This is a genomic window from Fibrobacter sp. UWEL (genome assembly GCF_900142535.1).
Classification (GTDB): Bacteria; Fibrobacterota; Fibrobacteria; order Fibrobacterales; family Fibrobacteraceae; genus Fibrobacter.
Genome location: NZ_FRBE01000004.1, coordinates 156,284 through 183,136, shown reverse-complemented (window position 1 = coordinate 183,136; position 26,853 = coordinate 156,284). Strand labels below are relative to the sequence as shown.

Genomic DNA, 26,853 nt, shown 5'->3' with positions numbered 1-26,853 from the left:
TACTATACCCTATACCCTGTCCCCTAGACCCTCTTACAGTTCAAACGCGAAGCCAAGATCCTTCAAGAGAGGATTCTTAGTGTCCTTCTCACTGAGGAGGGGTTCAAAGCCGTTGCCTACGGGCCAGTTGATGCCGATGGCGGGGTCGTTCCAGAAGAGGCCGCCTTCGTCCTTGGGGTCGTAGAGGCGGGTGCACTTGTACACGAAGGTGGCGGTTTCAGAGAGGACTACGAAGCCGTGGGCAAAGCCTTCGGGGATGTAGAACTGCTTCTTGTTTTCCGCAGAGAGCACAACGCCTTCATACTTACCGAAGGTGGGGCTGCCCTTACGCAGGTCCACGGCTACGTCGTAGACTTCGCCTTCCAGCACGCGGACCAGCTTACCCTGAGGGTTCTGCTTCTGGAAGTGCAAGCCGCGAAGCACGCCCTTCTTGGAGCGGGATTCATTATCCTGAACGAAAACCATATCCAAGCCAGCAGCATCAAACTCCGCCTTGTTATAAGTTTCCATAAAATAACCACGATGATCACCGTAGACAGTAGGCTCTACGATAGTCACACCATCAATGCTGGTTTTAATGAAATTGAACTTTCCCATTTTTTTCCTGTTGTCATTCCCGGCTTGACCGGGAATCTAGATTCTCGCTTTCGCGAGAATGACGTTAATATTTGATTTTACCTTCTGCGACTTTTCTTAGGTGTTGTCCATAGGGACTTTTGCCGTACTTGGCGGCGGATTCTAGTAACTTTTCCTTGGTGATCCATCCGTTGATGTAGGCGATTTCTTCTACGGCGGAGATCTGGATGCCTTGGCGGCTTTCTACCATCTTCACGAAATCACCTGCTTCAATGAGGCTATCCATGGTACCGGTATCCAGCCAGGCGAAACCGCGACCCAGGAGCTTCACGTCCAGTTCGCCCATGTCCAAATAAGTCTTGTTCAAATCCGTGATTTCCAGTTCCCCACGGGCACTGGGTTTCTGTTCCTTGGCAAACTTGCTCACACGGTTGTCATAGAAGTACAGGCCGGTAATGGCGTAGTTACTCTTGGGTTCCTTGGGCTTTTCTTCTACGGAGATCACCTTGCCGTTGTTATCGAATTCCACCACGCCAAAGCGTTCGGGGTCTTCTACATAGTAGCCAAACACGCTGGCGCGGCCGTTTTCTTCGGCGTTCTTGACGGCGGCCTTTAACAGGGGGCTAAAGCCGTTGCCATAGAAAATGTTATCACCCAGCACCATGGCGCAGCAATCGTCGCCAATGAATTCTTCGCCCAAGATAAAGGCCTGTGCCAAGCCATCGGGGCTAGGCTGAACCTTGTAGCTCAAGTTCAAACCCATGGAGCTACCATCGCCCAGCAGGCGTTCGAAGTTAGGCAAGTCAGTAGGAGTGGAGATAATCAGGATATCCCGAATGCCTGCCAGCATCAAGGTGGACAGGGGGTAATAGATCATGGGTTTATCGTAAACAGGCAAAAGCTGCTTAGAGGTGACCATGGTCAAAGGATAAAGGCGGGTGCCAGAACCACCGGCAAGAACAATACCTTTCATTGTTGCTCCTATTTTGTAAGCAAAATGTAAAAAAAAGTCCGCTCCCTTTCAAGGAAACGGACTTTGATTTTAGACGCTCAGCACTTCGGCGAGCTCAGTGGACTTACTTAGCGGCGGCCGGTGCTTCAGCAGGAGCAGGTGCTGCTGCCGGGGCTGCGGCAGGTGCTTCTGCAGCAGGTGCTGCTTCGGCAGGCTTTTCTGCCTTGGGCTTCTTTACGTGGGGTGCCAGGACCACACGGGTGTTCTTGGGGTTAGCCTTGAACTTCTTGCCCTTCTTGGGAGCCTTAACAGGAACAACCAGCTGGGTATCGCCCAGGCCTACGGCACGTACATGCTTAGAGGGAACGCCCTTCTTGACCATGTAATCCATGATTGCCTTGGCGCGCTTTTCGGAGAGTTCCTGGTTGTCTTCGGCATCCACGCCCATTTCGTCGGTGTGTGCCTGGACTTCAATGCGGAGGTCCTTACGGCTCATCTTCAAAGCAACAACCTTGTCCAGCACCTTCATGGTGGGCTTGGTGAGCTTTGCCTTGCCCTTGGCAAACTTGATCTGTGCCTGGAGCTTGGTCAGGTCTTCGTCCTTGTTGGTGGGGCAGCCTTCGGCATCCACTTCCACTTCGCTCAGGGTCACGGGGCACTTGTCCAGAACGTCCACAACGCCGTCCATGTCTTCGTCAATTTCGCAGCCCTTTTCGTCTACCGGTGCGCCGGGGTTAGAAGCGGGGCAAGCGTCCTTGGAATCCACAACGCCATCGTTATCGGTATCCACTTCGCAACCGTCGGCGCCAACCTTAATACCAGCCGGAGTATCCGGGCAGCGGTCAACCATGTTGGGAACGCCATCACCGTCAGCGTCAGCACTGAGCTTAGCCAGGGAGTCGTTCACGGCAGCCACGGAGTCCATCTTGGCCTTGTTCAGAGAGTCAGCCACCAGGTCCTTCACGGTCACGGTGTCAACAGTCTTCACGGTGTCGATGGTCTTCAGGGTATCCAGCTTAGCGATAGTGTCCGTCACTACGATGGAATCCACCTTGGTGAGGGTCAGGGTATCGGGCTTAACAGTTGCCATAGCGGAGTCCAGCTTTTCCTGGGCGCGCTTTTCGATCAGTTCCTTGACGCGAGCCTTTTCTTCTTCGGCCTTGTTGTTGTAGCCACCGAAGTTCCAGGTCACAGCGGCAGTTGCTGCCAGCAGCGGGCTAGAGGAGTAACCGTAGGTCAGGGTACCCTTCTTGTCCTTCACGTTGATTTCGAAGCCGTTCTTTTCTTCGCGATCCTTTTCGCCATCCATTTCAAGGTTCTTGAAGATACGTGCGCCCACATCCACGCCCATTGCCAGGTCGATGTTATCAGACAGGTGGAGGCGGAAACCCGGGGTGATGATCATAGGATCAACAGTGGGGTCGATAGGTGCGCGCATGTCGTTGATGTGTGCTTCGCCGGAGAATTCCAGGAACAGGTCAATGAACTTGGCCGGCAGGTAGTTAAAGCCAGTACTATAAGTGATAGCACCAGAGTAGTTGTCGGTATCGAAGGGCTGTACGTAACCAATCTGGGTATTCCAGTGAACCTTACGACCGTTAAAGGAGAAAATCAAGCTACCACCGGCAGCGTAATCACCCAGGGTGTACGGAGTGGTGTAGTCGCTCAGGTACCAGGAATGACGGGGGCGGAAACCAGCTTCGTCAGATCCGGTGGGGAAATAGACGTTAGCCATCAAGGCCATTCTAAAGAAACCTTCGTTACGGCCTACCAGGTTCAACTTCAACCAGGCTTCAATGTCACCGATGGCAACGTCGGTCATGCCGTTATCGCCAATGCGGTTCTTGTTGTCGGTACCCATATCAAAGTAGATGGGCAGGTTCACACCAACGTCCATCCAGTTGGTAAGACCGATGGCGGCGTTTGCGTTACCGCTAATGGAAATGGCGGATTCATTAAGGGAAAGGCCCTGCTTGGCAGTCTTATCGTAGATGTAACCACCGCTGGCCAAAGCCCAGCTATCAAAGGAGAGGTCACCACCGGCGCCAAAAGTGACGCCCCACTGGCCCAAGGTATTGGCGTTCATCTGGTGCAAACCTTCAGAACCACCTGCAAGGCCCGTCTGGGCGCATGCCAGGCCAGCTGCCACCAGGGAGCCAGCCACTACGGTTTTAAGAGTATTCTTCATTAATCCACCTTTTTGTAAAAAAATCGTTATAAATATAAGTCTGGATTCTTCGCTTCGCTCAGAATGACGTGAAAAAAAAGCTCAGGATGACGAAAAAAGGACCTGTTTTAATCGGAATTCGTCACTTTAGAGGGTTTTTGTCGCTCTTGTACCACTGCATGAACTGGGAAATTCCGTCGTGGAGACTCCAGTGGGGTTTGTAGCCGCACTCGGTTTCCAGTCGGGTGGTGTCTGCATTGGTCTGGTAAACGTCGCCGGGCTGCATGGGCAAAAATTCCTTTTTGGCGGGTTCGCCGTAGGCATTTTCGATTTCGCTGATGAAATCCATGAGCTTTACGGGATGGCTGCAACCGATGTTATAGATCTTGTAGGCCACGTTGTTTTCGCAGGCGGCGGCATCGGGGGTGCGGTCCACCACATGGATGGTTCCTTCTACGATGTCATCGATGTAGGTAAAGTCGCGGATCATGTCCCCGTTGTTAAAGACTTTGATGGGCTCGCCCTTACTGATAGCCTTGGCGAACAGCATGGGAGACATGTCGGGGCGGCCCCAGGGGCCGTACACAGTAAAAAATCTTAACCCTGTTACCGGCAGACCATAAAGCTTGCTGTAGGAATGTGCCATCAGCTCGTTGCTCTTTTTGCTGGCGGCGTACAGGCTCACCGGGGAATCCACCTTGTCCATTTCGTTGTAGGGGACCTTGGTATTCAGGCCGTATACGGAACTGGAAGAGGCGAACACCAGGTGCTTGACCTTGAAGTGGCGGCAAGCTTCCAGGATGTTGAGGAAGCCCACCAGGTTGCTCTGCATGTAGGCGTAGGGATTGGTAATGGAATAGCGAACGCCGGCCTGGGCAGCCAGGTTCACCACCTTGTCGAAGTTTTCCTTCTGGAACAGTTCATCTACGGATGCCTTGTCGTCGATGGACAGGCGCACAAAGCGGCAGTTGTCGAACTTCTTGCTCTGGATTTCCGTACCGAAAGGGATCTCTGCATTGTGGTATTCGATGCCACACTCACGCAGGCGGCCGTACTTCAGGCGCACGTCGTAATAGTCGTTGATGTTATCCACACCCACCACCGTGTCACCACGCTGGGAGAGCATAAACATCAATTTCGAGCCGATAAAACCTGCGGCACCAGTTACTAAAATCTTCATAATTCCTCTTTGTCATCCTGAGCGAAGCACCGAAGGTGCGTAGTCGAAAGATCTTTACTTACCCTATGTCATCCTGAGCGAAGCACCGAAGGTGCGTAGTCGAAGGATCCAGGGACGTTCCGTTTCGTAACGAATACTCAATCACTAGATTCTTCGCCCCTACGGGGCTCAGAATGACGTTAAGACAACTCCTTCAAATAGCGGTTCAGAGCGTCCTGCCAGGTGGGCAGGGGTTTAAAGCCGGCGGCCACCAGTTTGCTCTTGTCCAGTCGGCTGTTGAAGGGGCGCGCTGCCTTGGAGAGGCCGTACTCGGCGGTAGTCACGGGCACCACCTTCGTGCTCATGCCAGCCTGCTTGTAGATTTCGCAGGTGAAGTCATACCAGCTGATGAAGCCCCCTTCGTTGGTGGCGTGATAGTAGCCGTACTTTTCCGTCTCGTTCATGTCCACCAGCAGGCGGGCCAAGTCAAAGGTGTAGGTGGGGGTGCCGATCTGGTCGTTCACCACGCGGACGGTGTCGTGGGTCTTGCCCACGTTGATCATCGTCTTGATGAAGTTCTTGCCGTTCAGGCCGAAGACCCAGGCAATTCGCACGATGAAATACTTGCTCAGGGTGTTAGCCACAGCCAACTCCCCTTCCAGCTTGGTCTGACCGTAGACGTTCAGGGGCTTGTAGTCCTTGCAGTCCGGCTGCCAAGGTTCGGTGCCCTGGCCGTTAAAGACGTAGTCCGTGCTGATGTAGGTCATCTTGCAATCCAGGCGATGGCAGACATCTGCGATGTTCTGGGTGCCGCCGGCGTTGATGGCGCGGACCTTAGAGACCAGTTCATCGTCTTCGGCCATGTCCACCGCAGTCCAGGCGGCGCAGTGAATCACAGCGTCGGGCTTGACTTCCGAGAGAACGCGGTCTACCGCCACAGAGTCCGTAATGTCCAGCTGGCGATATTCCGCAGTCGTAACCGCAGAACCATCAGCCACGCCTGCATACGCAGGCGCAATGTCGGAACCCACACCCTGGTGGCCCCGCTTCAGCAACTCGTTCATCACATCATGGCCCAATTGACCATTCACACCAGTTACAAAAAACTTCATTTTTTCTCCTATGACCGTCAGGCTGGTTCCGCTGGGACCGTCGGGTTGGTACGTTGCCCACTTCGGGAGGGTTCCGCACACCCACCGTTTGGTTGGTACATCACCCACGTCGGGAGGGTTCCGCGCGCCGACCGTCAACTTTTGGTTACAATTATAACATAATTAAGGACACTGCAGGGCCGCAAGAGCCCCCCGCAGGGATATCATCGCGCCGCGGGCCCTTCAAATCGGGTTACCGCGGGCAATCGCAGGCCCCCGCAGGCTTTAAGATCGGGTCACCGCGGGCAATCGCCGCACCGCGGGCATCAAAATCAGGCAATTTCGGGAAATGCGTGCCGCCGCGGGCATCAAAATCAAGCAATTTCGGGAAATGCGTGCCGCCGCGGGCATCAAAATCAGGCGATTTCGGGATTTCGTAGTGCAAATGCCTAAAAACCTCGGGTTTTGCACTAGGGTTTTCGCCCCGCAAAGGATGATCCCTCGGGTGGCGTAGTGTCGGATACGGGTATTTTCATCTTTTTGCACTAGCGCACTAGTGCAAAAAACAAAAGATTACAACTATCACACTAGCCTACAAATTAATTTATCCTAAAATCACCAAAAATCGTAGTGCAGATTTTTGTGTTTGCGAGGATTTGCACTACGATTTTGTGAAAACGAGGTTCTGGCGGGGGCACAATCCCGCGGCGGCGCCCCTCCTACATAAGATATTGCTTGACAACTTTCATCACTAGCGCGGAGGTCAGAGGTTGTTGCAAAGTTTCCACTGTAAAAATAAAATCTCGCCCGAAGATATACCCCTCATTGACAAGCCCGTTGATTTTCCTGACGACATCTTCTGCATACGCATCCTTCTCGACTAGACCGAAATGTTCCCAGATGATTTCAGCTCCCGTCCGGACGTTCAAGCAGGTGAAATCCGGATACGTCGTGACGCCGTTTATCTTATGAGGAAATTCATAGCGATATGGAACCTTCAATGAATCCAACATGTCTGCGATAAACGATTCGGATTTAGATCTGATGCGAAGTCCCTTGACAGTGAAATGTTCGGCTTCGTCCGCGAAAAACGGCCTCCCCACATATTTCTTGGCGAGCCAAGTCTCGACAAATCTTTTTCTATCGGGGCGGAACGGCGTGACGAGGTCCTGCAAGGCGGGCATCTGGCGGTATATTCCGTCGAGATGCGTTTTCTCGAGTGCCTTCCCCAGAGAAGACATCAACGGCTGAATTGCACCTAACGCGGAAAGAAGCCTTCTGTCGTATTCCTTCTGGGCAAGCTTTTTGGCTACAGCTTGATGATCACTGTTGAGGTAGACGCCGCGGGAGAGCTTTTCCTTAACGTGATAGAAACGCGGAATTTTGTTTTTCCCCTGCAGAATCATGCGAAGATGCCCCGCGGGGGATTTATCCAAAGATTTCTGTTTCGCATTGCAAAGCTTGTTTACCATAGACTGTTGGTGTTGAAACTCCGCGAGAAAGTCTTCTGAAAGTAAAGAGTACATAAGGGTCCTTTTTTAGTGTGTATTCTATACACGCTTTTTTCCCCCCGTTTGTACGAAATTTTTGTGTAAAAAAACTTTTAGGATGACCGCAGGGCAGGCAAAGCAACTCTCGGGAGCCCGCGGCAAGACTCAGGTCAACCGCACAGGCTGTTTCGTGGGGATATTTCGGGATATCACCCCGCCGCGGGCCCTCGAAAACAGGCGATTTCCGGATTTCGTAGTGCAAACGCTTAAAAAACTCGGGTTTTGCACTAGGGTTTTCGCCCCGCAAAGGATAATCCCTCGGGTGGCGTAGTGTCGGATACGGGTATTTTCATCTTTTTGCACTAGCGCACTAGTGCAAAAAACAAAAGATTACAACTATCACACTAGCCTACAAATTAATTTATCCTAAAATCACCAAAAATCGTAGTGCAGATTTTTGTGTTTGCGAGGATTTGCACTACGATTTCGCGAAAACGCCCTTCCAGAACTCCAAAAACGGCCGCCCAGCATGACCTCAATTGCTATAGCGGGAACTTGCTGTAGTTTTCGTAGGTATAGGCGCGGGTGTATGCGTTGAAGTGCCACCACTCGCTGTTGAGCGGTACCCAGCCAGCGCGCCCCATGACGCGGCGCAGCTTATTGCGGTTTTCAATCTGCTGGGGCGTTAGCCTGCCGCTCTTTAATGCGTCGGCCTCCCCTACGGATCCGGCACAACGTTCAAAGGAGTCAAAATCGGTGCCCATATCCAGAAGGTTGCCGTCGCCATCGGTGATGGACAGGTCCAGAGCTAGCCCGAAATTATGGAGACCGCCTTTTATGGGGGACGAAACATAGGCGGAGTATGCGGTGCCCTGGACTGTTTTCTTGAGGGCGGCCTGAGCGTATATCGGGCGAGAAGCGTCGAAGATTACCAGCTGGGAACCCGGCATAGTTTTCCTCATGTAGGCGATGCTCTTTTGGAGCATCGCAAAAGCTTCCTTGCGGATAAAGGCCCGCTGTTCCCCGCAGTACAAATCGTGACCCGTTACGTTGTTAAAAGTCCCGTAACGTAAGTCCATGCGGACTCCGTCCAAGTTTGTAATCTCCACCAGGTCCTTGCTTTTTTCCGCATAGGCAATCCAGCGTTTGACTTCTTCGCAAAAGCGCTTAGGTTCCGCGGGCTTTGGCGGGACAAACAAGCTGTCCGTAGGGTGAGCCGCACACGCACCCGCCAGCAGGAAAAACACCAATGTCGAAAGCAGAATTTTCACCGCCCACCGCTCATAGCTCACAGCCCATTGCTCACAGCTCTTTATTAAATCCCCAGCATGACTTCCACGCCGAATTGTACGTAGAGGCCCATGCCCTTGGCGATGAAGGGGACCAGGTCGTAGCCGTTGGTGACGTTCTTGTCGTCATCGCGGGTGACCCAGGAGCGTTCGCGGCCGTTCTCGGAGCCCAGGAATTCCAGGGCATCCACGCCCAGGTTGGCGAAGATGTTATCCACTTCCAGGTAGAAGCGGGCGCTGCGGAAGAAGGACTTCTTGCCCTTCAGATCCAGGTTCACGCGGAGGTCCGTGCGATACAGGTCGGTGAACTTGTTGTAGTCCTTGAGGCAGCGGGTGCCGTTCTCGCGGGTCTGAGAATTGGTGGGAGTAATCTCGTAGTAGTACAGCGGGCGATGCAGTGCAGCGTGATGCGTGAGGATCACGGACACGATGGAGTCCTTGCGCGGGTAATAACGGAAATGGGACACGATGTCAAAGCGGGAGTTGGCTTCCCACGGGAGGGACTTGCCGCCATCCAGTTCGTACTCGCCATAGACGGAGCTTACGTTGGTCGCCATGGAGAAGTGATGGCTGGTCTTGAATTCAAGATTGCCGGAAGCGCCCATGACCCAGGCGTAATCCACGGGAGTGATGTCCTTGTACTGGGCGTAGGCCTTGGGCATCGGCAGCAGAGGATCCACGTAGTAGCGGCCAAAGACCGCGCCCTGACCCACGATGTACTTGGAGTTGTAGCCCAAGCCCACCTTCGCGGAGGCGCCGGTTTCCAGGCGGCCCGTCAGTTCGCCGTCATCCAGATAGGGCTTCCAGTCGCCGCGGTAGGCAGCGTTTGCAAACAGGCGCCAGTAGGCGGTGTCCACCTTGGAAAGATTCTGCTCGAAATCCAGGGAGACCGTAGGAGCGGCGTCATGTTCGCCCCAGTCGGCCACAGCACCTACGGAGAAAATTTCCTGAGAGTAGTCCTGCTTCCAGTTGAAGCGACCCACGCCGGAGAGAACGCCAGTCTGATAGTCTTCGCTAACAGGAGCACCAAAGCCGGGGTATTCACGTTCCAAAATATGGTGTTCGTAAAGCAGCGCGCCGCTCAGGTTTGCGCCAAAAAGTTTTTCGTCGTACTTCTTATCCAGGCCGCCGGTAATAGTCGTGTGGGTCTGTTCGTAACCGTCGATGAACGTCTGGTTGGCAGCGGAGTTGGCAGTATTGCGGAAGCCGATGGTATCGCGAAGAGTATCGCTCAAGTATTCGCGGACGATGCCGCCGTGGAAGCTCGTACCAAAGCGGGAATCGTACTCCAGGCCCACCACCAGATAGTTCTGCTCGCCGGAGATAATGTCGATGTTGTTCACTTCTGCGTAGGAAGTAGAAGTGTCCTGGCTAATGCTATACACGTCGGAGCTATAGAGGGTGCGGATGGCCCAGGTGTTGCCCAAGGAATCGGACCCGTTAAACTGGGCGTAAACATCGAAGGCTTCCAGATCGAAGGGATCGGAATTCTTGACCTTACATTCCTTGCAGTCGTCGGAGCGCTTGCGGAACTCGGTGAAGAACTTTTCGCCCAAGTTCTTGAGCATCTCCGCATCCAGGCGGCGGAAGGCAAAGCGGAAACTATCCCAGAACATCCAGGGAGCGTCCACCACAACTTCCTGCATGGTAATGCCGGCGGCGCCCTTCAGGCCCCATTCCCCCGCGGTTTGTTCCGGCAGGTATTGGACGGAAGTTGCCAGGCCCTGCCCGATAGGACCTTCGCCGTAATGATCATGAATTTCGATGCCGCTCAAGATATGCGGATTCACGATGGAGAGATTTCCCGGAAAGCCAACATCCAGATGGCGCATATTGGGAATGCGGAGGCGGCCCAAATGATAGGCAACGTCACTGGCGCGGGAGCCATCGTAATACAACGCGCTACTAAAATCTTTCTGTCCGGAGATACCCGGCATCTGGCTTAAATGTTCCGTCAGGTCGAAGCGCATGCCCGCTGCATCTTCCAGCTTGTCCAGATTAATCTTGCGTTCCACGTTCCATTGAACTTTTTCCGCACCGCCTCCAATGATGGTGCTGGCGCCCAAGTTGCGCACGTTAGTACTGAGGGTCACCACCATGTCGAAGAGATCCGCGAAGTCCTGCAGTTCCACTAGGACACTGTCGAAACCATCCTTCTTGAAAACCAGCGATGCATTGGAAGCACTGACCGTATATTCGAAGCGGCCTTGGGAATTCGTCTCGCCCACGGACTTGCCGGAAGCATACGTGATGGAAACACCCTTAATAGGCAGGTCCGTTTCCGCTTCCAGAACCACACCGGAAATCAACGTGGGGGTCGCAGCGAAAACAGCGCAGACAGCAAAGAGAACGCAAATTACGGAACGAAACATCATGCGTTCAAATTAGAATTTTAACCGCAAAGGCGCACACCCCAAACCCAGCGGAAAACGTCCAACTCAGCATATTTTATATTTTCGACGTATGTTAGACGTTCTTTTAGTGCAGATGGAATCCGTTTTAGGTGACCCAGCAAGTAGCAAGGTCAAGAATTTTGACAAAGTCAAGAAATTGCTGGCCGGCGTCGGGTCCGCCGCAGGTTCCGTCGGGTCCGCCGCGAATAGCGTTGGGTCGGCTGCAGGATGCAAGTGTCCCCGCCTGATACTTCTGCCGGAAATGTTTAACGTAGGTTATATTCCTCAGGATTGCGCCACACTCGCGGAGACCCCCGCCAACAGCGAAACCGAGATATTCCTTCGGGAAATCGCAAAGGCATCCGGAAGCGTCGTGCTGGGAGCATACATCGCAAAGAACGCAGACGGCAGTCTAGGCAATCACTCTTGCGCCATCCTTCCCGATGGAAACGTCGCCGCAAGTTACAATAAGGTTCACCCCTTCTTTCCGGAACTCAAGCGCGGTTTTGCCGCCGGCGAGTCCGTTAATTTATTTGAGATAGGCGGTTGGAAGATCGCTTCCGTCATCTGTTACGACGTGCGGTTTCCGGAACTGTTCCGCGATGCAGTCAAGAGGGGCGCTAACCTCATAACAGTTCAGGCGGCATGGCCTCTTGTCCGCAAGGAACATTGGGTTACCTTGCTCAAGGCCCGCGCCATCGAGAATCAGGTGTACATCGCCGCCGTCAATGGAGTCTCCCCCTCGGAACAAGACCCCACGAAGCGTCTGGCCGGCACCTCCATGCTCATTGACCCGCAGGGAAACGTCATCACCTCCGGTTCTGACCATCAGGAAGAAGTCATCCGCGGGCAAGTGACGCTGGCCCCGCTGGAAAAGTACCGCCAGGAATTCCCCGTCCTGCAAGGCATCGCCCCGCAGGTTGGTTCGTAAGGTGGTCGCCCCGTGAAGATCGTTCTCGTCATTCCCCCGCAGGCCGCCACGCAAAATCAAGAACGTCAGGGCAGCGTGTTAGGTTGTTTCCGCGACGGCTCCCTCCTCATCGACGGCAAGGACGGCAAGAAGCCCGCCCAATTCTATTTAACCCCGAAGGACAACTTCCCCTGGGGTCAATTCATCGAGAAAATGCTGGTAGGCTGGCAGCTCGCCAATATGGAAGACATCCCGCCGGAATTCCGCCCTCAAAAACGCCTCCCGCAGTTCGTTCTAGACGGAATCCTCCAGGAAACCCAGGCCAACCAGCTGAAAATCCTCGCCACCCTCAGGCAGCAAGGCTATTTCAGCCCCCTACCGCAACCCAAAGCGAAATAAGGCCGCATTTCAGGGTTACCGCAAGCACCGCAGGGGTATTTCGGGGCCCCCGCACTGCATTTCAGGGTCCTCGCGACGCCCGTTTTCCCGAAAACGTAGTGCAAAACCTCGCAAACATCAATATTCGCACTACGATTTTCGCAAAATTCAGGACAAGTTAATTTGTAGGCTAGTGCGATAGTTGTAATCTTTTGTTTTTTGCACTAGTCCACTAGTGCAAAAAGAGGATAATACCCGTTTCCAACACTACGCCACCCAAGGGATTTCCCTTTGCAAGGCAAAAACCCTAGTGCAAAACCCGTGTTTTTTTAGCATTTGCACTACGAAATCCCGAAAACACCTGTTTTTAACACCCGCGCGCCACCCAAAGCCCCCCGCGAGAACCAGCGCGGCACCCTGCGCCCACAAAAAAAGGGCCCCCAGGGGGCCACTTTTAAAGGATCAGCATTCCGTCGCCGTAGCTAAAGAGTTTCAGCTGATTCTCCACGGCCATCTTATAAGCGGCCAGCGTGTTTTCACGTCCATAGAACGCGGACACCAGAAGGATCAGGGAACTCTTGGGCCAGTGGAAATTGGTCAGCAGCCCATCCACAATCTTGTAGCGGTAACCCGGATAGAAGAACGCATGTGTGACGCCCGCCTGAGCCCGCACCACGCCATCCTCAGATGCAATGGTTTCCACCACGCGAGTGCTTGTAGTACCCACGGTCACCACGCGGCCGCCTGCAGCCTTTGCCTTATTGATAATGTCGGCGTTTTCCTGAGTCAGCTCGTAGTGTTCCCCGTGCATCTTATGCTGGGTGAAATCCTCTACGGAAATATTCTGGAAGGTGCCAGGCCCCACATGAAGTGTCACTTCGGCGACGTACACGCCCTTCGCCTTTAACGCGTCCAGCATTTCCTCACTGAAGTGGAGGCTAGCCGTCGGTGCGGCCACTGCGCCAGAATACTTCGCGAAAATAGTCTGATAGGCCTTCTTGTCTTCTTCGTCATCCGGACGGTTTATGTAGGGCGGCAGCGGGACATGACCTTGAGCATTCATGACCGCTTCCAACTCGATGGGCGTAACCGCAAAACGCAGCACGCGGCTACCATCTTCGTTGATGGATTCCACCGTAGTCTTCACGCCGGCGATGATCAACTCGCGGCCAACCTTAAAAGCCTTGCCCGGGCGGACCTGCGCCTCATAACGGGCCTCGCCCGAGGGAGCAGGAATCATAGCCTGAACCAGCAGGGTTTCCACTTCCCCATCGTGCATAGTCTTGCCGTACAATCGGGCGGGAATCACCTTCGTGTTGTTCACCACCAGACAATCGCCAGCCCTAAAAAGATCCACAATTTCGGGAGCCTTCATAATGCGGCGCTCGCCGCCATTTTTAGGGCAGTGCAAAATGCGGGTCTTGCCCTTACCAGCAGTTCGGCTGGCAATCAGTTCCGGCGGAAATTCAAAGCTGTAATCAGAAAGATTGTGTTCCATAGCCAACGCTTAATCGTCCATCTCTGCTAAAGTCTTCTTCAACATTTCCTTGATTTCATCCTTCAAGGAAGCGGGCTTCAAGATCTTCACATCGGGAGAAACGCCCAACAGCCAAGTCTTGAAATCCGGAGTCAAGCGCAACTTCAGATCCACAATCATGTTGCCATCCTTATCCATACGGCGCATAGCTTCCGGCGTAAAGTGCGAACGTTCAAACTGCGTCTGCAGCCATTTGTTCTTCACCAGCAGGGAAACTTCCTCCGGCTTCATCTTGGGATCCGTATACTTTCCAAATGCATGCTTGTAATGCAGACCTGCGTCAAAAGCAATCTTCTGGAACGCCGTGTTGGTTTCTTGAACGTTAATGATATTTTCAAAAAGGAAATTCTTGAAAATGCCGGTGGTTTCGTAGGTTTCATCCGCCGCAACTAGATACAATGTATCCATACGCATAATGATCTTCACCGGACGCAGTTCAAAAATACTGGGCTCAGCCTCGTGAGAGGACGGCTTGTAGGAAATCTTGACCATGAAGTGATCGTGGATTGCCTTCAGCACGCGGTTGATGCTGGTGGTCTGCAGTTTGTTGTCGCTGAAGGGACCGTAATCCAGGATGTAATCCGGGTCGGTGGTAATGGCTTCGGGCTTGAACTCATCGGGATTTGTCGTACTCAGCTGCTCGATGATCCGATCCACCAATTTCACATTCTTGATGTCTTGTGCGTTGGCGCCGGACATGTTCTTCTTGATTTTTTCCAGCTGCTTCACCACGGTCTGATTGAGGTTCACTTCCCTGTCAGTTTGAATAACATAATAAGTCTGGCCATTTTCCTTGGTGCGGCGCAGGCCGCAGTTTTCCTTGGTCAAAACTTCAAGATGGCGAAACACCGTACGGGGGCCGCAGTCCAGCAAATTTGCCAGCTGAGTCACAGTCATCTTGGTTTTCAAAAGACTCTTGATTGCGTTAATTTTTTCGTATCCAGTTGCCATTGAGACACCTCAAATTTATACCTGTCGCAGACGGTTATCCACCGCAGTCGTCACCGCCTTCTTCATCACAGAAAGAGACGCCAACTGCTTTTGGAATGTGGTATGGACAAAACCTTCCAGCAAGAATTTTTTCTGGGAGAAGGAAACTTTAATACACGTATCCTGGAGCATGGAATGCAAGGCCAAATCCGCTTCGATCTGTTTGCACAGCAAGTCATTTTCCATGGCATCGTCGGGAATCCTTTCGATGCGACAATTCAAATCCATGACCCCGGGCAATTCAGCCAATTTGTTTTCCAAATCCTTGGAATAATATTTTTCCGCACAACGGGCGTCCACTTCGACCTTGCCGGCACGGACCGTTACGTGATAATCGAACAATCTAGACGAGGGCTGCTCCAATTGAGTCAGGACAAAGCGTTCAATCTGCGCGTCCGTTGCGTAATCCTCGGGCTGAATCTTCACGAAGTCAACGCAGCCACGAACCTTAGGAAGGCTGTTGATGCACGCCACCATCGCACGTTTGATGGACAAGTTCTTGGTGAAGCCGTTTAGGAAAACAATACCGCGGCTGGAGTCCAGAGTAATATTGCCCACTTCCTGAGGGAACACTTGAGTCAACTTACCGCGGACCATTTCAAGCATTTTGTCGTTGGGCATATTCTGGACCGCATCGGGCAAGGTAATCAACACCAGGATGCCATCCTTCAGGAGCACCGCCAGCTTATCCTTCTCCCCATCCCACACAAGACCGACGGCAACGCCAAACTGATCTCGTATGGTGTGATAGATGTGATCGCCAATCAGCGTCTGGGCACTCTGGGCAGGCAACAGACGGTAGCCGCCGGGAGCCTCTTCCTGCTGGATTTCCACTTTGGGACATTCCACCGTCTGGACCGGTCCGTTATCGTAAAAGATGTTCACCACATCCTTGTCCGGCGCATGAAACACACTCTTGACGACGCAGGGTTTCTGCGCACCCTTAAAGTAAAGCCAGTTCCCAGGAATAATGCGGTTTACACCGAAAACCTTGGAGTAATCCTGGTTCACCTGATCGGGTCTGCAGAAAACGAATTCGTTGGAGAAAGCTACAAAGAGCGTCTGGCATCCATTGCAGGTACACAGCAGCGGAATGTTCGCTTCCATTCCCCCAAGGGTCGTATACATCTCGCGGGCATAAATGCCGTGGTCCGTCACCTGCTGGCAACGGCGGCAGAACAGCCTATGAGTGTACAACTTATGAGGGAACTGATTCTTCATGTTTTTTCCAGGTCGCCGAGCTCGCCGAGGTGATTAGCCCATCAGGGGCAGAGCCACGTCGATACGGCGGAGGGTTTCTTCCTTACCCAGCAGTTCGAAAAGTTCCCACAGGCCAGGACCAGCGGTAACGCCAGACACAGCCAAACGAGGAGCGCCCACCAGTTCGCCCACCTTGTGGCCGATACGTTCTGCGAGAGCGTAGAATTCCTTTTCGATCACCGGAGTCTTGAAATCTTCGATGGAAGCAAGCATGTCGCGAACCTGCAGGCACAGAGCCTTGGAGCCTTCGCCGAAGTGCTTCTTGGCGCCCTTTTCGTCGTAGGTTTCCGGAGCCTTGAAGAAGTAGGTGGACATTTCAGCCAAATCCTGGACGAAGTGTGCACGAGGCTTCAGGTTCTTAACGATTTCCAGGAGACGTGCTTCCGGTTCGTTGGACAGGTCAAAGCCCTTGGCGGCAAGGCCTTCCTTCATGATAGAGAGGAGAGCTGCGTCGTCGCACATGTGAATGTGCTGGCCGTTCATCCACTGCAGTTTCTTTTCGTCGAACATAGCGGACTTGGGATTGATGCGTTCCAGCTTGAAGGCATCGATCATTTCCTGCAGCTTCATGACTTCGCGGTCGTCACCCGGATTCCAGCCCAGGAGAGCCAGGTAGTTCACGAGAGTTTCGGGCAGGTAGCCCAGATCGCGGAAGTCACCGACGGAAGCGGCACCCTTACGCTTGGAAAGCTTACCGCCGTTCTTGTCGAGAATCACCGGCAGGTGGCACCATACAGGAGGTTCCCAACCGAAAGCCTTGTACAGCAATTCGTGCTTGGGAGTAGAAGAAATCCATTCGTCACCACGGAGCACATGAGAAGTACCCATCAGGTGGTCGTCCACAACAGATGCAAAATGATAAGTGGGATAGCCGTCGCGCTTGATCAAGACCAAGTCGTCCAGCAGTTCGTTCTGGTAAGCAATGTGACCGCGGATCACGTCATCGAATTCGGTAACGCCAGTTTCGGGAACCTTGAAGCGGATCACAGCCTTTTCGCCAGCGGCAATGCGGGCTTCAGCTTCTTCGCGGGAAATGCTACGGCAGTGACGGTCATAACCAGTCACAGAAACGCCGGCCTTTTCCTGTTCGGCACGAACTTCCTGCAGGCGTTCTTCGGTGCAGAAGCAGTAGTAGGCGTCGCCGGAATCCAGCAACTTCTTGATCTGTTCGTTATAGATAGCCAGACGATCGCTCTGGAAGTAAGGACCGCAGCTGCCTTCGCAACCCGGACCTTCGTCCCACTGGAGGCCCAACCACTTCAGGTCGCGCATCAGGTCGTGGAGCGCAGTTTCGTTATAGCGCTTACGGTCGGTATCTTCGATACGCAGGTAGAAAACGCCACCCATAGCCTTTGCAAAGAAGTAGTTGTAAATAGCAGTACGGGCACCGCCAACGTGGAGGTAGCCAGTGGGGCTAGGGGCAAAACGTACACGGACCGGACGCTTATTATTGCAGCAATCGCACATATTTCATTCCTTTGTGTCCCCGCAGAATTCCAGGTCTTGAATTTTTTGACAGGATTTCGTCGCGAGGGTCCCGCGGGGCTGCCGCGGGGTTAAATTTTTCTGTGACAAAATTTAGCAACTTTCTACAAACGCTCAGCCCGCAGTTTTTTTACAAGAGGGCCATAACGCACTACACAAAATGTAAAGTTCAATCACTTGCTATGCAAGCCCACCAACCTTATAGCTGTTGTTTCTTATTGACTGTCAACAAGTTGGCATATTTGTTGCTATCTTTTTTTGCATATGTTCTATTCATAGCGAGTTAGGCGTTTGCGCCACCCGCACAACCAAAAGGTTCAAAATGGAAGCTTTTACCGCTTTTCTAGATACCATTGACGGTTATGTCTGGGGAATTCCCCTGATCCTGATCGTTCTCTTTGTCGGTTTCCTCTTAACCATCCGCTTGGGCTGCCTGCAGGTCATGAACCTGCCCAACGCCCTCCGCTACATGCTGCACAACGAAAAGGGCGGCGAAGGCGAAGTCTCTAGCTTTGGCGCACTCTGCACCGCACTTGCCGCTACCATCGGTACGGGTAACATCGTGGGTGTTGCAACCGCAATCGGTACCGGCGGACCCGGCGCTCTCTTCTGGATGGAAGTGGCCGCATTCCTGGGCATGGCCACCAAGTATGCCGAAGGTTTGCTGGCTGTGAAGTACCGCTCCATGGATAAGGACGGCAAGGTTCTGGGCGGCCCCTTCTTCTACATTGAACACGGTCTTAAGGAACGCTTTGGCTGGAACATGAAGTGGCTCGCTACCTTGTTCGCCATCTTCGGTGTTTGCGCCGGCGTCATGGGCATCGGTACTATCACTCAGGTGAACGGCATTACCAGCGCCATGGCTCGCCTGACTCCCAACGCTTCTGAATTCGTGAACATCGGCGGTAACTCCGTCAGCATCACTACCGCAATCGCAGGCGTATTCGTCACCGCTTTCGCCGCATTCGTGATCATCGGCGGTTTGAAGCGCATCGCCAAGGTTTCTACCTACATCGTTCCCGTGATGGCCATCCTTTACATCGTGGCTTGCGTGCTGTTGCTCCTCCTGAACTTCTCTCACATTTCTGAAGCCATCGAAACTATCGTGAAGGCAGCTTTCAACCCCAGCGCAGTAACCGGCGGTGTGGTGGGCACCATCTTTATCGCCATGCAGAAGGGTATCGCCCGCGGCATCTTTAGTAACGAAGCTGGCCTTGGCTCTGCACCTATTGCAGCTGCAGCCGCAAAGACTAAGGAACCTGTCCGTCAGGGTCTTGTCTGCATGACCGGTACTTTCTTTGACACCATCATCATTTGTACCATGACGGGCCTTGCCATTGTGGTCTCCGGCGCTTGGGACCCGAAGCTTGGCCTTGAAGGCGTGAACATCACTATGGAAGCATTCTCCCGCGGCTTGGCAATTATCCCCGGCGGTGCAATGATTGCTCCTTACTTCCTGGCAATCGCCCTGGTGTTCTTTGCATTCACCACCATTCTCGGCTGGGCTTACTATTCTGAAAAGTGCCTGCAGTACCTGATTGGCCGCAAGAACCACAAGGCAATCCTCACCTACCGCTGGATTTACATCTTGGCAATCTTCGTAGGCCCCTACCTGACCGTAAGTGCTGTGTGGACCTGCGCAGACATTTTCAACGGCCTCATGGCATTCCCCAACCTGGTGGCCCTGATTCTGTTGAGCGGCATTGTGGCTCTGGAAACCAAGGACTTCCTGGACCGTTTGCACGACGGCAAGGTAGGCGAATAAACACCGGCTAGATCGTCGCGGGCTCCGCCGCAGATTTTTATTCCGCAGGAATAATAAGCAAGTGATAAAAAACAGATGGTGATGAACCATCTGTTTTTTTATTAAAGCTTCGCTTTTAAAGGATAACGTTCTGGATAGAATATTGAATCAAAGGAAATGTCTTCATCCAAAGACTCCCATCTTAATCCAAAATCCCCAACAGAAAAATCATTCCGCAAAGAATCCTCAGCCTGATTCAATCGAGGAAAGTCCGAAAAGGAAAGCGTTGCAAGAGAGCCATCTCCTGCAGTCAATTCTATTCCGTCACTTACAAGACGAATATTTTTCAAATCGCTTTTCTTCATTTTTCCTTTCCAAAATACTTAATCCATTCGTGTTCGAAAATAGTCTTATTCTCTTCCACAATAGACTCCGCAAGTTTCAAATCCTTTGGTTTAAGACCATCATTCGACGTCAAAGATACGTTACCATCCTGAATATCAAATTTTGCCATTCCATCAGCATTTTCGACATGAATGTGAACGGGTTCATGCTCTGCTGAATAGAAAAAGAACCTTAAACCAAAAATTTTTAAAAGCGTGGGCAAATACCACCTCCTTAAGATAAGTTATAGACATAAGCCTGTCAAGGCTAGGCAAGAGAGAACCTCCCACCTATTTCTATACACGTTCTAATGGGTGGATTTATTTGAATTATTTTCGTAAAAAGATTTAAACAAGAAAATTGTCCAAAAGAAAATTGCTGAACCATAAACATTTTCTACCTTGTAGCACACATTTCATCAAGCTCTTTCAGGCGGTTTTTATGGATAAGAAGTTTGCAGTGGTTTTGCCCGCAGGTGGCTTAGGCAAGCGTATGGGCGGAAACATCCCCAAGCAGCTGATGCTCATGGGCGGCAAGCCAGTGTATCGCTACTGTCTGGAAACCTTCCTGCAGATGGACGAAATTGCCGAAGTCGTCATGGCCGTACCTGCCGACTGGAAAAGCCATTTTGAAAACGAGCTTTTCGGATCGGCAGCAGACAAGAACTGCGCCAGCCTCACTCCAGAAATGCGGGCCAAGCTGAAAATTGTTGTGGGCGGTGCAGAACGCTGGCAGTCCGTAGAAAATGGCGTCAACGCCCTGACCAGTTCCGCAAAGTACGTTCTCGTACATGACGTTGCCCGCCCCTTCATCAGCAGGGAAATCATTCTGGACGTCTGCCGCACTCTTGTGGAGAAGGGTGCTTGCCTGGTGGCAAAACCCGCCGTAGATACCATTAAAATTGCCGTTGACGGACAAGTCCAGAAAACCATCGACCGCAATACCGTCTGGATGGCCCAGACCCCACAGGCCGCCCGCATTGACGTACTTAAGACTTTGTACAAACGAATTGCCGCAGAGCCCCTGAACTTTGTCCCCACCGACGAGGCTAGCATCCTGGAATTTTTTGGCGAACCGGTCTATATCGTGAAGGGCGCCGCCATGAACGACAAGCTAACCACCCCCGAAGATTTCGAACGTTTCGCAACCTTCGCCCATTTTTATTAAATTCGTATTTGAGGGATTTGTTTTGGGCCAACTCAAGCATCGTGGTTTTTGGATATGAGCTTTTTTAAAGTCGCAAAAATTGTAAGCGCTCTGGCCATGGCTTCTTTTGCAAGCCAGACCGTCTCCGTGTTCGTCAAGGATCCCAGCGAACTGCAAAACCTGCAGCGAAACCTGGAAAGTCTCAAGCTGGAGATGGGTGCAGAAAATCCCCAGCTGGACAATTTGCTCTCCCGGGCAAAGAAAATCGCCGAGATGAACGACCGCTGCTCCATGATTTCCATCAACGACGTGTTGGACGAGGAATGCGGACATTTCTATTCCATCGACCTTCCCGAATTTGAAAACCAGTACATGGAAGTAACCGGCGAAGTGCGACTGAGTACCGTAAAGATGGGAAACTCCCTGGCGGAAAGAACGGAGCAGATTCAAGTTTGTGCAAATGCACTTGGAGGCATTCTGGTATCCAAGGATAGGCTTTTGAAACTGAGCGGCAACGTGGACCTGGAACCTCTTGACTTGGAAGGTGCATTTGACGCCACCTACGATTTCAACTTGTACTACGATGAGGTCTTAATGAACCAGCAGAAAAGCCTGCTGGACCGCTGGGTAGATAAGTGCGGCGAAGTCGTCGTCCGAAAGGCTCGCGATGAATTTGCACCTCTTTTCGTAGACCGGATCAACGTCATAAACGATTCCCTGGAAAAGAGCAGCGCCAACGTGAAAATCGTTCTTGAACCGGAATATCTGGACTTTTACTTAGACCTTAACAAGAACGTGGCAGGAGCTTATTACCTAAACGGTGCGGAGCTCTTTAACGTGGCATCCTTACCTACCGGCAGAAACTTTTCCCATGTGATCGTCAACATTCTGGACCAACAAGTTCAGCTGCCTTTAGGTACCAGCGGAAAAATGCAGAACTTTAGAGGCCGCGTAGAATTCACCGCCGCCTACCAGGAAAAGGACCTTATGGGCCGTTGGTTCTGGGGCAACAAGAAAGCGATCAACCGTGCCAAGGTAAAGGGAGAAATCACCTCCAACGCCATTGTCGGCGATTCTACTAAGCCCGCCCCCATCGTCAAGAAATTAGCATCCAGAGATTCCACTGCCCTAGTGCCCTCTGTGGCAGACTCAACGGAACAGGAAAACGGCAAGAACACTGCCGCCAGCGATGCAGCCAAGGACGCTTCCGCACAGGACAAGGGAAGCAAGAAATCCTGGATTCCGCCCGCTATCGCAGGGGCTGTCATGATTGGCGGTGGCGTCATGGCCGCAGTCTTCAACAGCAAGGCCAAGAAGGAAAGCGAAAAGAAAACGCTTACCCGTAAAGAATACGACGACCGTTGTGATAAGATTGAAAACGCACAGACGTTGCGCGCCGTTGGTTTTGGTATAGCCGCCGTGGGCCTTGTAGGCGTAGGCGTCACACTGCTTTTCTAAGGAGAGGATGATATGAAATTGAACCACCTAGTCCTCGCAACCACCCTCGTCGCACTTGTAGCCTGCACCGACTACCTGGACGACTTTCAGGACAAGTATGACAATGGTAACGCCTTCGCAGAAATTTCTAGCGACAGCGACAATGGTGACGACGACGGCAGCAGCGACAGCAAACTCAGTTCTTCCAGCAAGGGCAACGACGATGCCGATTCTTCCAGCAGTAAGAGCAGTTCCAGCAGCGTCGCAGACCAAGAGAACCTTTGCAAGGGCGGAACCGTTATTTATGATTACAAAGTGCAAGGAAAACTAGGGTTTGATTTGCAGTTTTTTAGGTCAGATTATTCCTCAACTTTGCCAGAAAACGAACGTGGAATTGTTTTTTCAAGCTCAGAAGAAAAAGATTACGCAGGCTTCCGATGGAACGGAAGTTACGACGTTTCATCATGGGAAGGCATTTGCATAGAATATACAACGGACAAAGACGTTTCTCTTTATCTTGGCGACAGCGAAAAAACAGAAAAGGTCAATCTATCTGCAAACGACAATTTCAAAGAAATCAAATGGGACGACCCTGCATATAAAGAAAATATTTCATTCAATGATTTTAGAAAGTTCTTTTTTGACTTCTCCGATGAAATAAACATGGTCATTTCCAGGATTACGACCATCGCTGAGGTAGACACGAGCGCCAATAGCCCCACCCTCGATACAACTCCTTGTAAAGGTTCAATAATTTACGATGCTTCTGAAGCTCCAAATTATAATGTTTTTGGATATGGATTCGTAGTATACGATCCCCTTTCCGAAAAAGAGGCTAGTTCTAATGGTATAACATCAAATCTTTCTCAAAGCGGCTCTTTGGCGATGCAGTTGGCAACAGAAGACAAACCCGTGAACATTCAATCTTGGGGCGGTTTCTGCGTAGAATACTCTAGCGAAGGAAGTATAAGCGCAGATGTAGTCAGTCCATTTGTTGGACTTGAAGCCTCCTTAATTTACAAAGAAAAGCCAAGTACAAATGGTGTAAAAAGTTCATTCAGGTGGTCATGGAATGAAAATGAAGGTTTGATGGAGAAACAAAAAGACAATGGCGTGTCAGACGGATTTTCAATAGAAAAGGTAGAATCAATCAATTTTACCAGCCATTCAAGCAATAGCTCTATAACCATTCATAAAATCACAACATTGAATTCCGATGTTCATTTCAAATGCGACGCTCGGAAATTTTCCCAAAGGGCAGAAGTATCTTCAATGCATTCACCATCTGGTCATCCACAGGACCAATAGGCAGAATAACTCCATCCAACGACAAATACGATATTACATTGTCGGGAGGCAATTCCGCAACTCCCGATAATGAAGAAGCTATTAAGCAAGAACTAGCAAATGCCCATGGTTTCTGCATGGAATATTCTTCAGACAACTATTTCCTGCTGTCACTTACCCAGTACGAAAAAAGCAACAAAAGAACAAACAATTATGCTGAACGCGAAGTTGGTAAGGGAAATCAAAGGGTTGTATTTGTGCTATGGGATGAATTAAAAGAGCAGTTCACTAATTTTGACCCCCAAGAGAAACATATGTTAGAACTCAGTGCCCCAGAAAACGGCGTAGATGCAACAAACATAACGATCAGCCGAATGACGCTGCTTGACTAAAAAAGCAAACACAAAGAAAATGATGGGAATGTATTTACAAAATAGTTAGCTTTAACTAACTTTAAGTCATCGGAAGGAGGGTCACATGTCAGCCTTATCTCAATACCATGACTTAATCTTGTGCGTCGTTTCCGCCCTGGAAGCAAGAGATTCCTACACCAGTTTCCATTCCTCCCGCGTAGCGGAAATGGTGGAAGCCCTATGCAAGTTCCTTGGCATTTCAGGCGATCAGGAAGAACTATTCCATATTTCGGCACACTTGCATGACGTTGGGAAAATCGGTATCCGAGATGACGTTCTTTTAAAAGCAGGACGATTGAATGATGAAGAATGGGAAATCATGAAATCCCATTCTTTGCAAGGTTACGAAATTTTACGGAAGGCAAAGCTATTTGAGGACGTAGCCATCATTGTACGCGGACACCACGAACGCTGGGGCGGTAAAGGTTATCCCGATGGTCTGTCCGGCGCAAACATTCCCCTGGGTTCAAGAATTATCGCAATCGCCGATTCCATCGACGCCATGATTTCAGATCGTCCCTATCGCAAGGGAATGGACGTTTCTATATGCCGTTCAGAAATTGAAAAGAACGCCGGAATCATGTACGATCCCGACGTAGTTAAAGTCGCATTAGAAAACTGGGAAGAATTAATTAAGGCAGGAACTGCCATCTGCACGATGCAGAAATAATTAGGTTCTCAGTTTCGTCATGCTCTTGGCGCATATGGCCATGGTTGAAGCATTGTGCAAGAATGCCGACGTGGTGGGAGAAAGAAATCCGAAGAAACCGCCCGCAAGTAGCCCCGTATTAAAGGCGACGATGAACTTGTAGTTGGTCTGAATTCGATTCATCAACTTTTGGCTAAGAACGCGAAGTTCTGCCAAATCTTCTAGATTTTCTCCTCGGAGAGTTACGTCCGCAGTTTCTCGGGCAATATCAGAAGCGTCACTCATGGCAACAGAAACATTGGCTGCAGCCAGGGCGGGAGCATCGTTGATACCGTCCCCCACCATAATCACCCGCTTGCCTTCTGCTTTCATGCGTTCCACATAATTGTGCTTATCTTCGGGCAAAACCTGCGCGTAGAACGTGTCTATCCCAAGAATTTGAGCGGTACGTTCTGCAGCCTTGTGGCTATCGCCTGTTATCATGACCACATTCTTGATGCCCGTTTCCCGCAGGCGCTTGATAGCCACGGCAGCCTCTTCTCGCGGGGGATCGCTAATGCACAGAACACCGGCCAACTTTCCGCCAATGCCCAGGTAAATGACAGAAGCAGCACCGCCCTCGGAATCAATGCGGGATTGCTGTTCCGCCGTCATGGTCACGCATTCGTCTTCTATCACAAAATGTCTGCTACCGATAACAGCGCGTTCGCCATTCAAGGCAGTTGCAATGCCATGGGCCACAATGTACTTCACATCCGCATGTTCTTCGGCGTGGTCGATGCCACGTTCCGCAGCACCGTTTACAATAGCGCGAGCCATACTGTGGGGGAAATGTTCCTCAATGCAGGCTGCTATTTTCAAGATTTCATCTTCAGCGCGACCATCAAAGGCAATCACCTTCTGAAGTTTCGGTTCCGCCTTGGTCAAGGTTCCGGTTTTATCGAAAACGATGGTATCTGCCAGGGCGAATTCTTCTAGATACTTGCCTCCCTTTACCGTCATATTCCTGTCCGCGGCTTCCCGCAGTGCAGAAATAACAGAAATGGGAGTGGAAAGCTTAATGGCACAGGAATAATCCACCATCAAGATGGAAACGGCCTTGGTAATGTTTCGAGTAAACAGGAGCGTCAATCCAAAGCCAAGGAAACTGAAGGGAACAATGCGATCCGCCAAATGTTCCGCACGGCTCTGGATACCAGCCTTCAGATCTTCGCTATGGTCAATCAGCTCAATAATCTTCTGGATTTTGGTATTGCCATTTACCGCACGGACCTTCACCACAATGGAACCTTCGTCCAAAATGGTGCCTGCGAAAACAGTTTTCCCTTCATTCTTGAGAACAGCCCTGGATTCCCCTGTCATGGTAGATTCGTTGACAAAAGCTTCGCCTTCAACGACGGTTCCGTCCACAGGAATCATGGCACCGGAACGGATGCGGACCATGTCATCCACCTGAACATTCTTCAGATCCACTAACGTGTCTACGCCATCCTTTACGACCCAGACCTTGTCCACCTTAACCGCAAGGCTGCCTGTAAGTGCCGTGCGGGTACGTGCCTTGGTGTAGTCCTCCAGCAAGCCAGAAACACCTAGCAGGAACATGACCGTACCTGCAGACTCGTAATTTTTCTGGAGCATGGACGCACCGATGGCGGCACCGTCCAAGACATCGACCGTCAAATGCCCGCTTGCCAGTGTCGACAAACCCTTGGCCACATATTTGAGGCCGCGAAAAACGGTAATTGCCGTACGGATGGGCAGCGGAACAAACCATCGCATCAGATAGCGACGGGCAATCATTTTGCACAGGTTGTTCTGGAAATTGTCATCCAGAGACTGCAACTGAAAATCCGTTTCCGGATCCACTTCTGGCAAATCCTTAGGATTCAATAAAGCAATGAAATTCAAAATCGTCTGGCGATTTGCTGCATCCTCTACGTAATCCAGCAAAATGCCGCCATTGGCGCTATGAACTACCGCAGATTTGACGCAGGATAACCCTACGCAAGCCTTGTGGATACGCCCTTCAAACTCAGGTTCAAAGGCGTATGGCCCACAGCGGAAACGGATACGTCCCGGCTGATCGTAAACGATTCTGAACTTCATAAACTTACCT

Annotated in this window: 24 protein-coding genes; 8 read left to right on the top strand and 16 right to left on the bottom strand. The window is 51.5% G+C overall.

The features are described 5' to 3' along the window. Positions 1-33 precede the first annotated feature (33 nt). From rfbC to BUB59_RS04285, 9 genes are all read right to left on the bottom strand, one after another. Positions 34-597 (bottom strand): dTDP-4-dehydrorhamnose 3,5-epimerase, encoded by a 564-nt coding sequence (gene rfbC / locus BUB59_RS04325; RefSeq protein ID WP_073226006.1) that lies wholly within the window; start codon positions 595-597, stop codon positions 34-36. Between the two features lie 64 nt (positions 598-661). Beyond that, positions 662-1,549, bottom strand: coding sequence for a glucose-1-phosphate thymidylyltransferase RfbA (rfbA, locus tag BUB59_RS04320; protein ID WP_073226003.1), 888 nt, complete (start codon positions 1,547-1,549; stop codon positions 662-664). A gap of 103 nt (positions 1,550-1,652) precedes the next feature. Further along, entirely contained in the window at positions 1,653-3,716 is a 2,064-nt protein-coding gene (locus tag BUB59_RS04315) for an OmpA family protein (RefSeq protein WP_073226000.1), read from the bottom strand. Between the two features lie 121 nt (positions 3,717-3,837). Beyond that, positions 3,838-4,875, bottom strand: a complete 1,038-nt coding sequence (locus tag BUB59_RS04310; protein ID WP_073225996.1) for an NAD-dependent epimerase/dehydratase family protein — start codon at positions 4,873-4,875, stop codon at positions 3,838-3,840. A gap of 179 nt (positions 4,876-5,054) precedes the next feature. Then, positions 5,055-5,966 carry a dTDP-4-dehydrorhamnose reductase gene (gene rfbD, locus BUB59_RS04305; protein ID WP_073225994.1) on the bottom strand — a complete coding sequence of 304 codons (912 nt, stop codon included), beginning with the start codon at positions 5,964-5,966 and terminating at the stop codon, positions 5,055-5,057. 232 nt (positions 5,967-6,198) lie between these two features. Continuing rightward, positions 6,199-6,390 (bottom strand): hypothetical protein, encoded by a 192-nt coding sequence (locus BUB59_RS15140; protein ID WP_143160217.1) that lies wholly within the window; start codon positions 6,388-6,390, stop codon positions 6,199-6,201. A gap of 274 nt (positions 6,391-6,664) precedes the next feature. Beyond that, the gene (locus BUB59_RS04300; protein WP_073225991.1) at positions 6,665-7,471 is read right to left on the bottom strand and encodes a PDDEXK family nuclease; all 807 of its coding nucleotides are present in this window, start codon (positions 7,469-7,471) and stop codon (positions 6,665-6,667) included. Positions 7,472-7,977: 506 nt separating this feature from the next. Then, positions 7,978-8,706, bottom strand: a complete 729-nt coding sequence (locus BUB59_RS04290) for a M15 family metallopeptidase (RefSeq protein WP_234979929.1) — start codon at positions 8,704-8,706, stop codon at positions 7,978-7,980. A 44-nt stretch (positions 8,707-8,750) separates the two neighbouring features. Continuing rightward, positions 8,751-11,099, bottom strand: coding sequence for a peptidase associated/transthyretin-like domain-containing protein (locus BUB59_RS04285; RefSeq protein ID WP_073225986.1), 2,349 nt, complete (start codon positions 11,097-11,099; stop codon positions 8,751-8,753). An 88-nt stretch (positions 11,100-11,187) separates the two neighbouring features. Between BUB59_RS04285 and BUB59_RS04280 the strand changes: the two genes are divergently transcribed. Continuing rightward, positions 11,188-12,048, top strand: a complete 861-nt coding sequence (locus BUB59_RS04280; RefSeq protein WP_073225983.1) for a nitrilase-related carbon-nitrogen hydrolase — start codon at positions 11,188-11,190, stop codon at positions 12,046-12,048. A gap of 12 nt (positions 12,049-12,060) precedes the next feature. After that, positions 12,061-12,426, top strand: coding sequence for a hypothetical protein (locus BUB59_RS04275; RefSeq protein WP_073225981.1), 366 nt, complete (start codon positions 12,061-12,063; stop codon positions 12,424-12,426). A 433-nt stretch (positions 12,427-12,859) separates the two neighbouring features. Here the strand turns inward: BUB59_RS04275 and queA are convergent, their stop codons facing one another. The 4 genes from queA to gltX are packed head-to-tail and all read right to left on the bottom strand — an operon-like array spanning position 12,860 to position 17,659. Next, positions 12,860-13,903, bottom strand: a complete 1,044-nt coding sequence (gene queA, locus BUB59_RS04270; RefSeq protein WP_073225978.1) for a tRNA preQ1(34) S-adenosylmethionine ribosyltransferase-isomerase QueA — start codon at positions 13,901-13,903, stop codon at positions 12,860-12,862. A gap of 9 nt (positions 13,904-13,912) precedes the next feature. After that, positions 13,913-14,893, bottom strand: a complete 981-nt coding sequence (locus tag BUB59_RS04265) for a helix-turn-helix transcriptional regulator (RefSeq protein ID WP_073225976.1) — start codon at positions 14,891-14,893, stop codon at positions 13,913-13,915. A gap of 15 nt (positions 14,894-14,908) precedes the next feature. Further along, positions 14,909-16,153, bottom strand: a complete 1,245-nt coding sequence (locus tag BUB59_RS04260) for a BON domain-containing protein (RefSeq protein WP_073225973.1) — start codon at positions 16,151-16,153, stop codon at positions 14,909-14,911. Positions 16,154-16,186: 33 nt separating this feature from the next. Further along, complete coding sequence (gltX, locus tag BUB59_RS04255; protein ID WP_073225971.1) at positions 16,187-17,659, bottom strand: glutamate--tRNA ligase; 1,473 nt, start codon at positions 17,657-17,659, stop codon at positions 16,187-16,189. A gap of 340 nt (positions 17,660-17,999) precedes the next feature. On the opposite strand from gltX, the gene BUB59_RS04250 reads away from it, so the two are divergent. After that, entirely contained in the window at positions 18,000-19,442 is a 1,443-nt protein-coding gene (locus BUB59_RS04250) for an alanine/glycine:cation symporter family protein (RefSeq protein ID WP_073225968.1), read from the top strand. 101 nt (positions 19,443-19,543) lie between these two features. Here the strand turns inward: BUB59_RS04250 and BUB59_RS04245 are convergent, their stop codons facing one another. Both BUB59_RS04245 and BUB59_RS04240 read right to left on the bottom strand, forming a co-directional pair. Then, positions 19,544-19,786: a DUF2442 domain-containing protein gene (locus BUB59_RS04245; protein WP_073225966.1), complete on the bottom strand. Its 243-nt coding sequence runs from the start codon at positions 19,784-19,786 to the stop codon at positions 19,544-19,546. Beyond that, positions 19,783-20,028 carry a DUF4160 domain-containing protein gene (locus BUB59_RS04240; protein ID WP_073225963.1) on the bottom strand — a complete coding sequence of 82 codons (246 nt, stop codon included), beginning with the start codon at positions 20,026-20,028 and terminating at the stop codon, positions 19,783-19,785. Before BUB59_RS04240 ends, BUB59_RS04245 begins: the two co-directional genes overlap by 4 nt. A gap of 218 nt (positions 20,029-20,246) precedes the next feature. Here BUB59_RS04240 and ispD point away from each other — a divergent pair, with 218 nt between their 5' ends. The 5 genes from ispD to BUB59_RS04215 all read left to right on the top strand — a co-directional run bounded on the left by ispD (position 20,247) and on the right by BUB59_RS04215 (position 24,758). Further along, a complete protein-coding gene (ispD, locus tag BUB59_RS04235; protein ID WP_073225960.1) occupies positions 20,247-20,972 on the top strand; it encodes a 2-C-methyl-D-erythritol 4-phosphate cytidylyltransferase in 726 nt (241 codons plus the stop codon). A 54-nt stretch (positions 20,973-21,026) separates the two neighbouring features. Then, positions 21,027-22,409, top strand: coding sequence for a hypothetical protein (locus BUB59_RS04230; protein ID WP_143160216.1), 1,383 nt, complete (start codon positions 21,027-21,029; stop codon positions 22,407-22,409). Between the two features lie 12 nt (positions 22,410-22,421). Continuing rightward, positions 22,422-23,696: a hypothetical protein gene (locus BUB59_RS04225; RefSeq protein WP_073225955.1), complete on the top strand. Its 1,275-nt coding sequence runs from the start codon at positions 22,422-22,424 to the stop codon at positions 23,694-23,696. 38 nt (positions 23,697-23,734) lie between these two features. Then, the gene (locus BUB59_RS04220; RefSeq protein ID WP_073225953.1) at positions 23,735-24,067 is read left to right on the top strand and encodes a hypothetical protein; all 333 of its coding nucleotides are present in this window, start codon (positions 23,735-23,737) and stop codon (positions 24,065-24,067) included. An 85-nt stretch (positions 24,068-24,152) separates the two neighbouring features. Continuing rightward, on the top strand, positions 24,153-24,758 hold the full coding sequence (locus BUB59_RS04215) for an HD-GYP domain-containing protein (protein ID WP_073225950.1): 606 nt from the start codon (positions 24,153-24,155) through the stop codon (positions 24,756-24,758). Here BUB59_RS04215 and BUB59_RS04210 read toward each other — a convergent pair whose 3' ends face one another. Then, positions 24,759-26,843 carry a heavy metal translocating P-type ATPase gene (locus tag BUB59_RS04210; protein ID WP_073225948.1) on the bottom strand — a complete coding sequence of 695 codons (2,085 nt, stop codon included), beginning with the start codon at positions 26,841-26,843 and terminating at the stop codon, positions 24,759-24,761. It abuts the gene before it with no gap. Between the last annotated feature and the right edge of the window lie 10 nt (positions 26,844-26,853).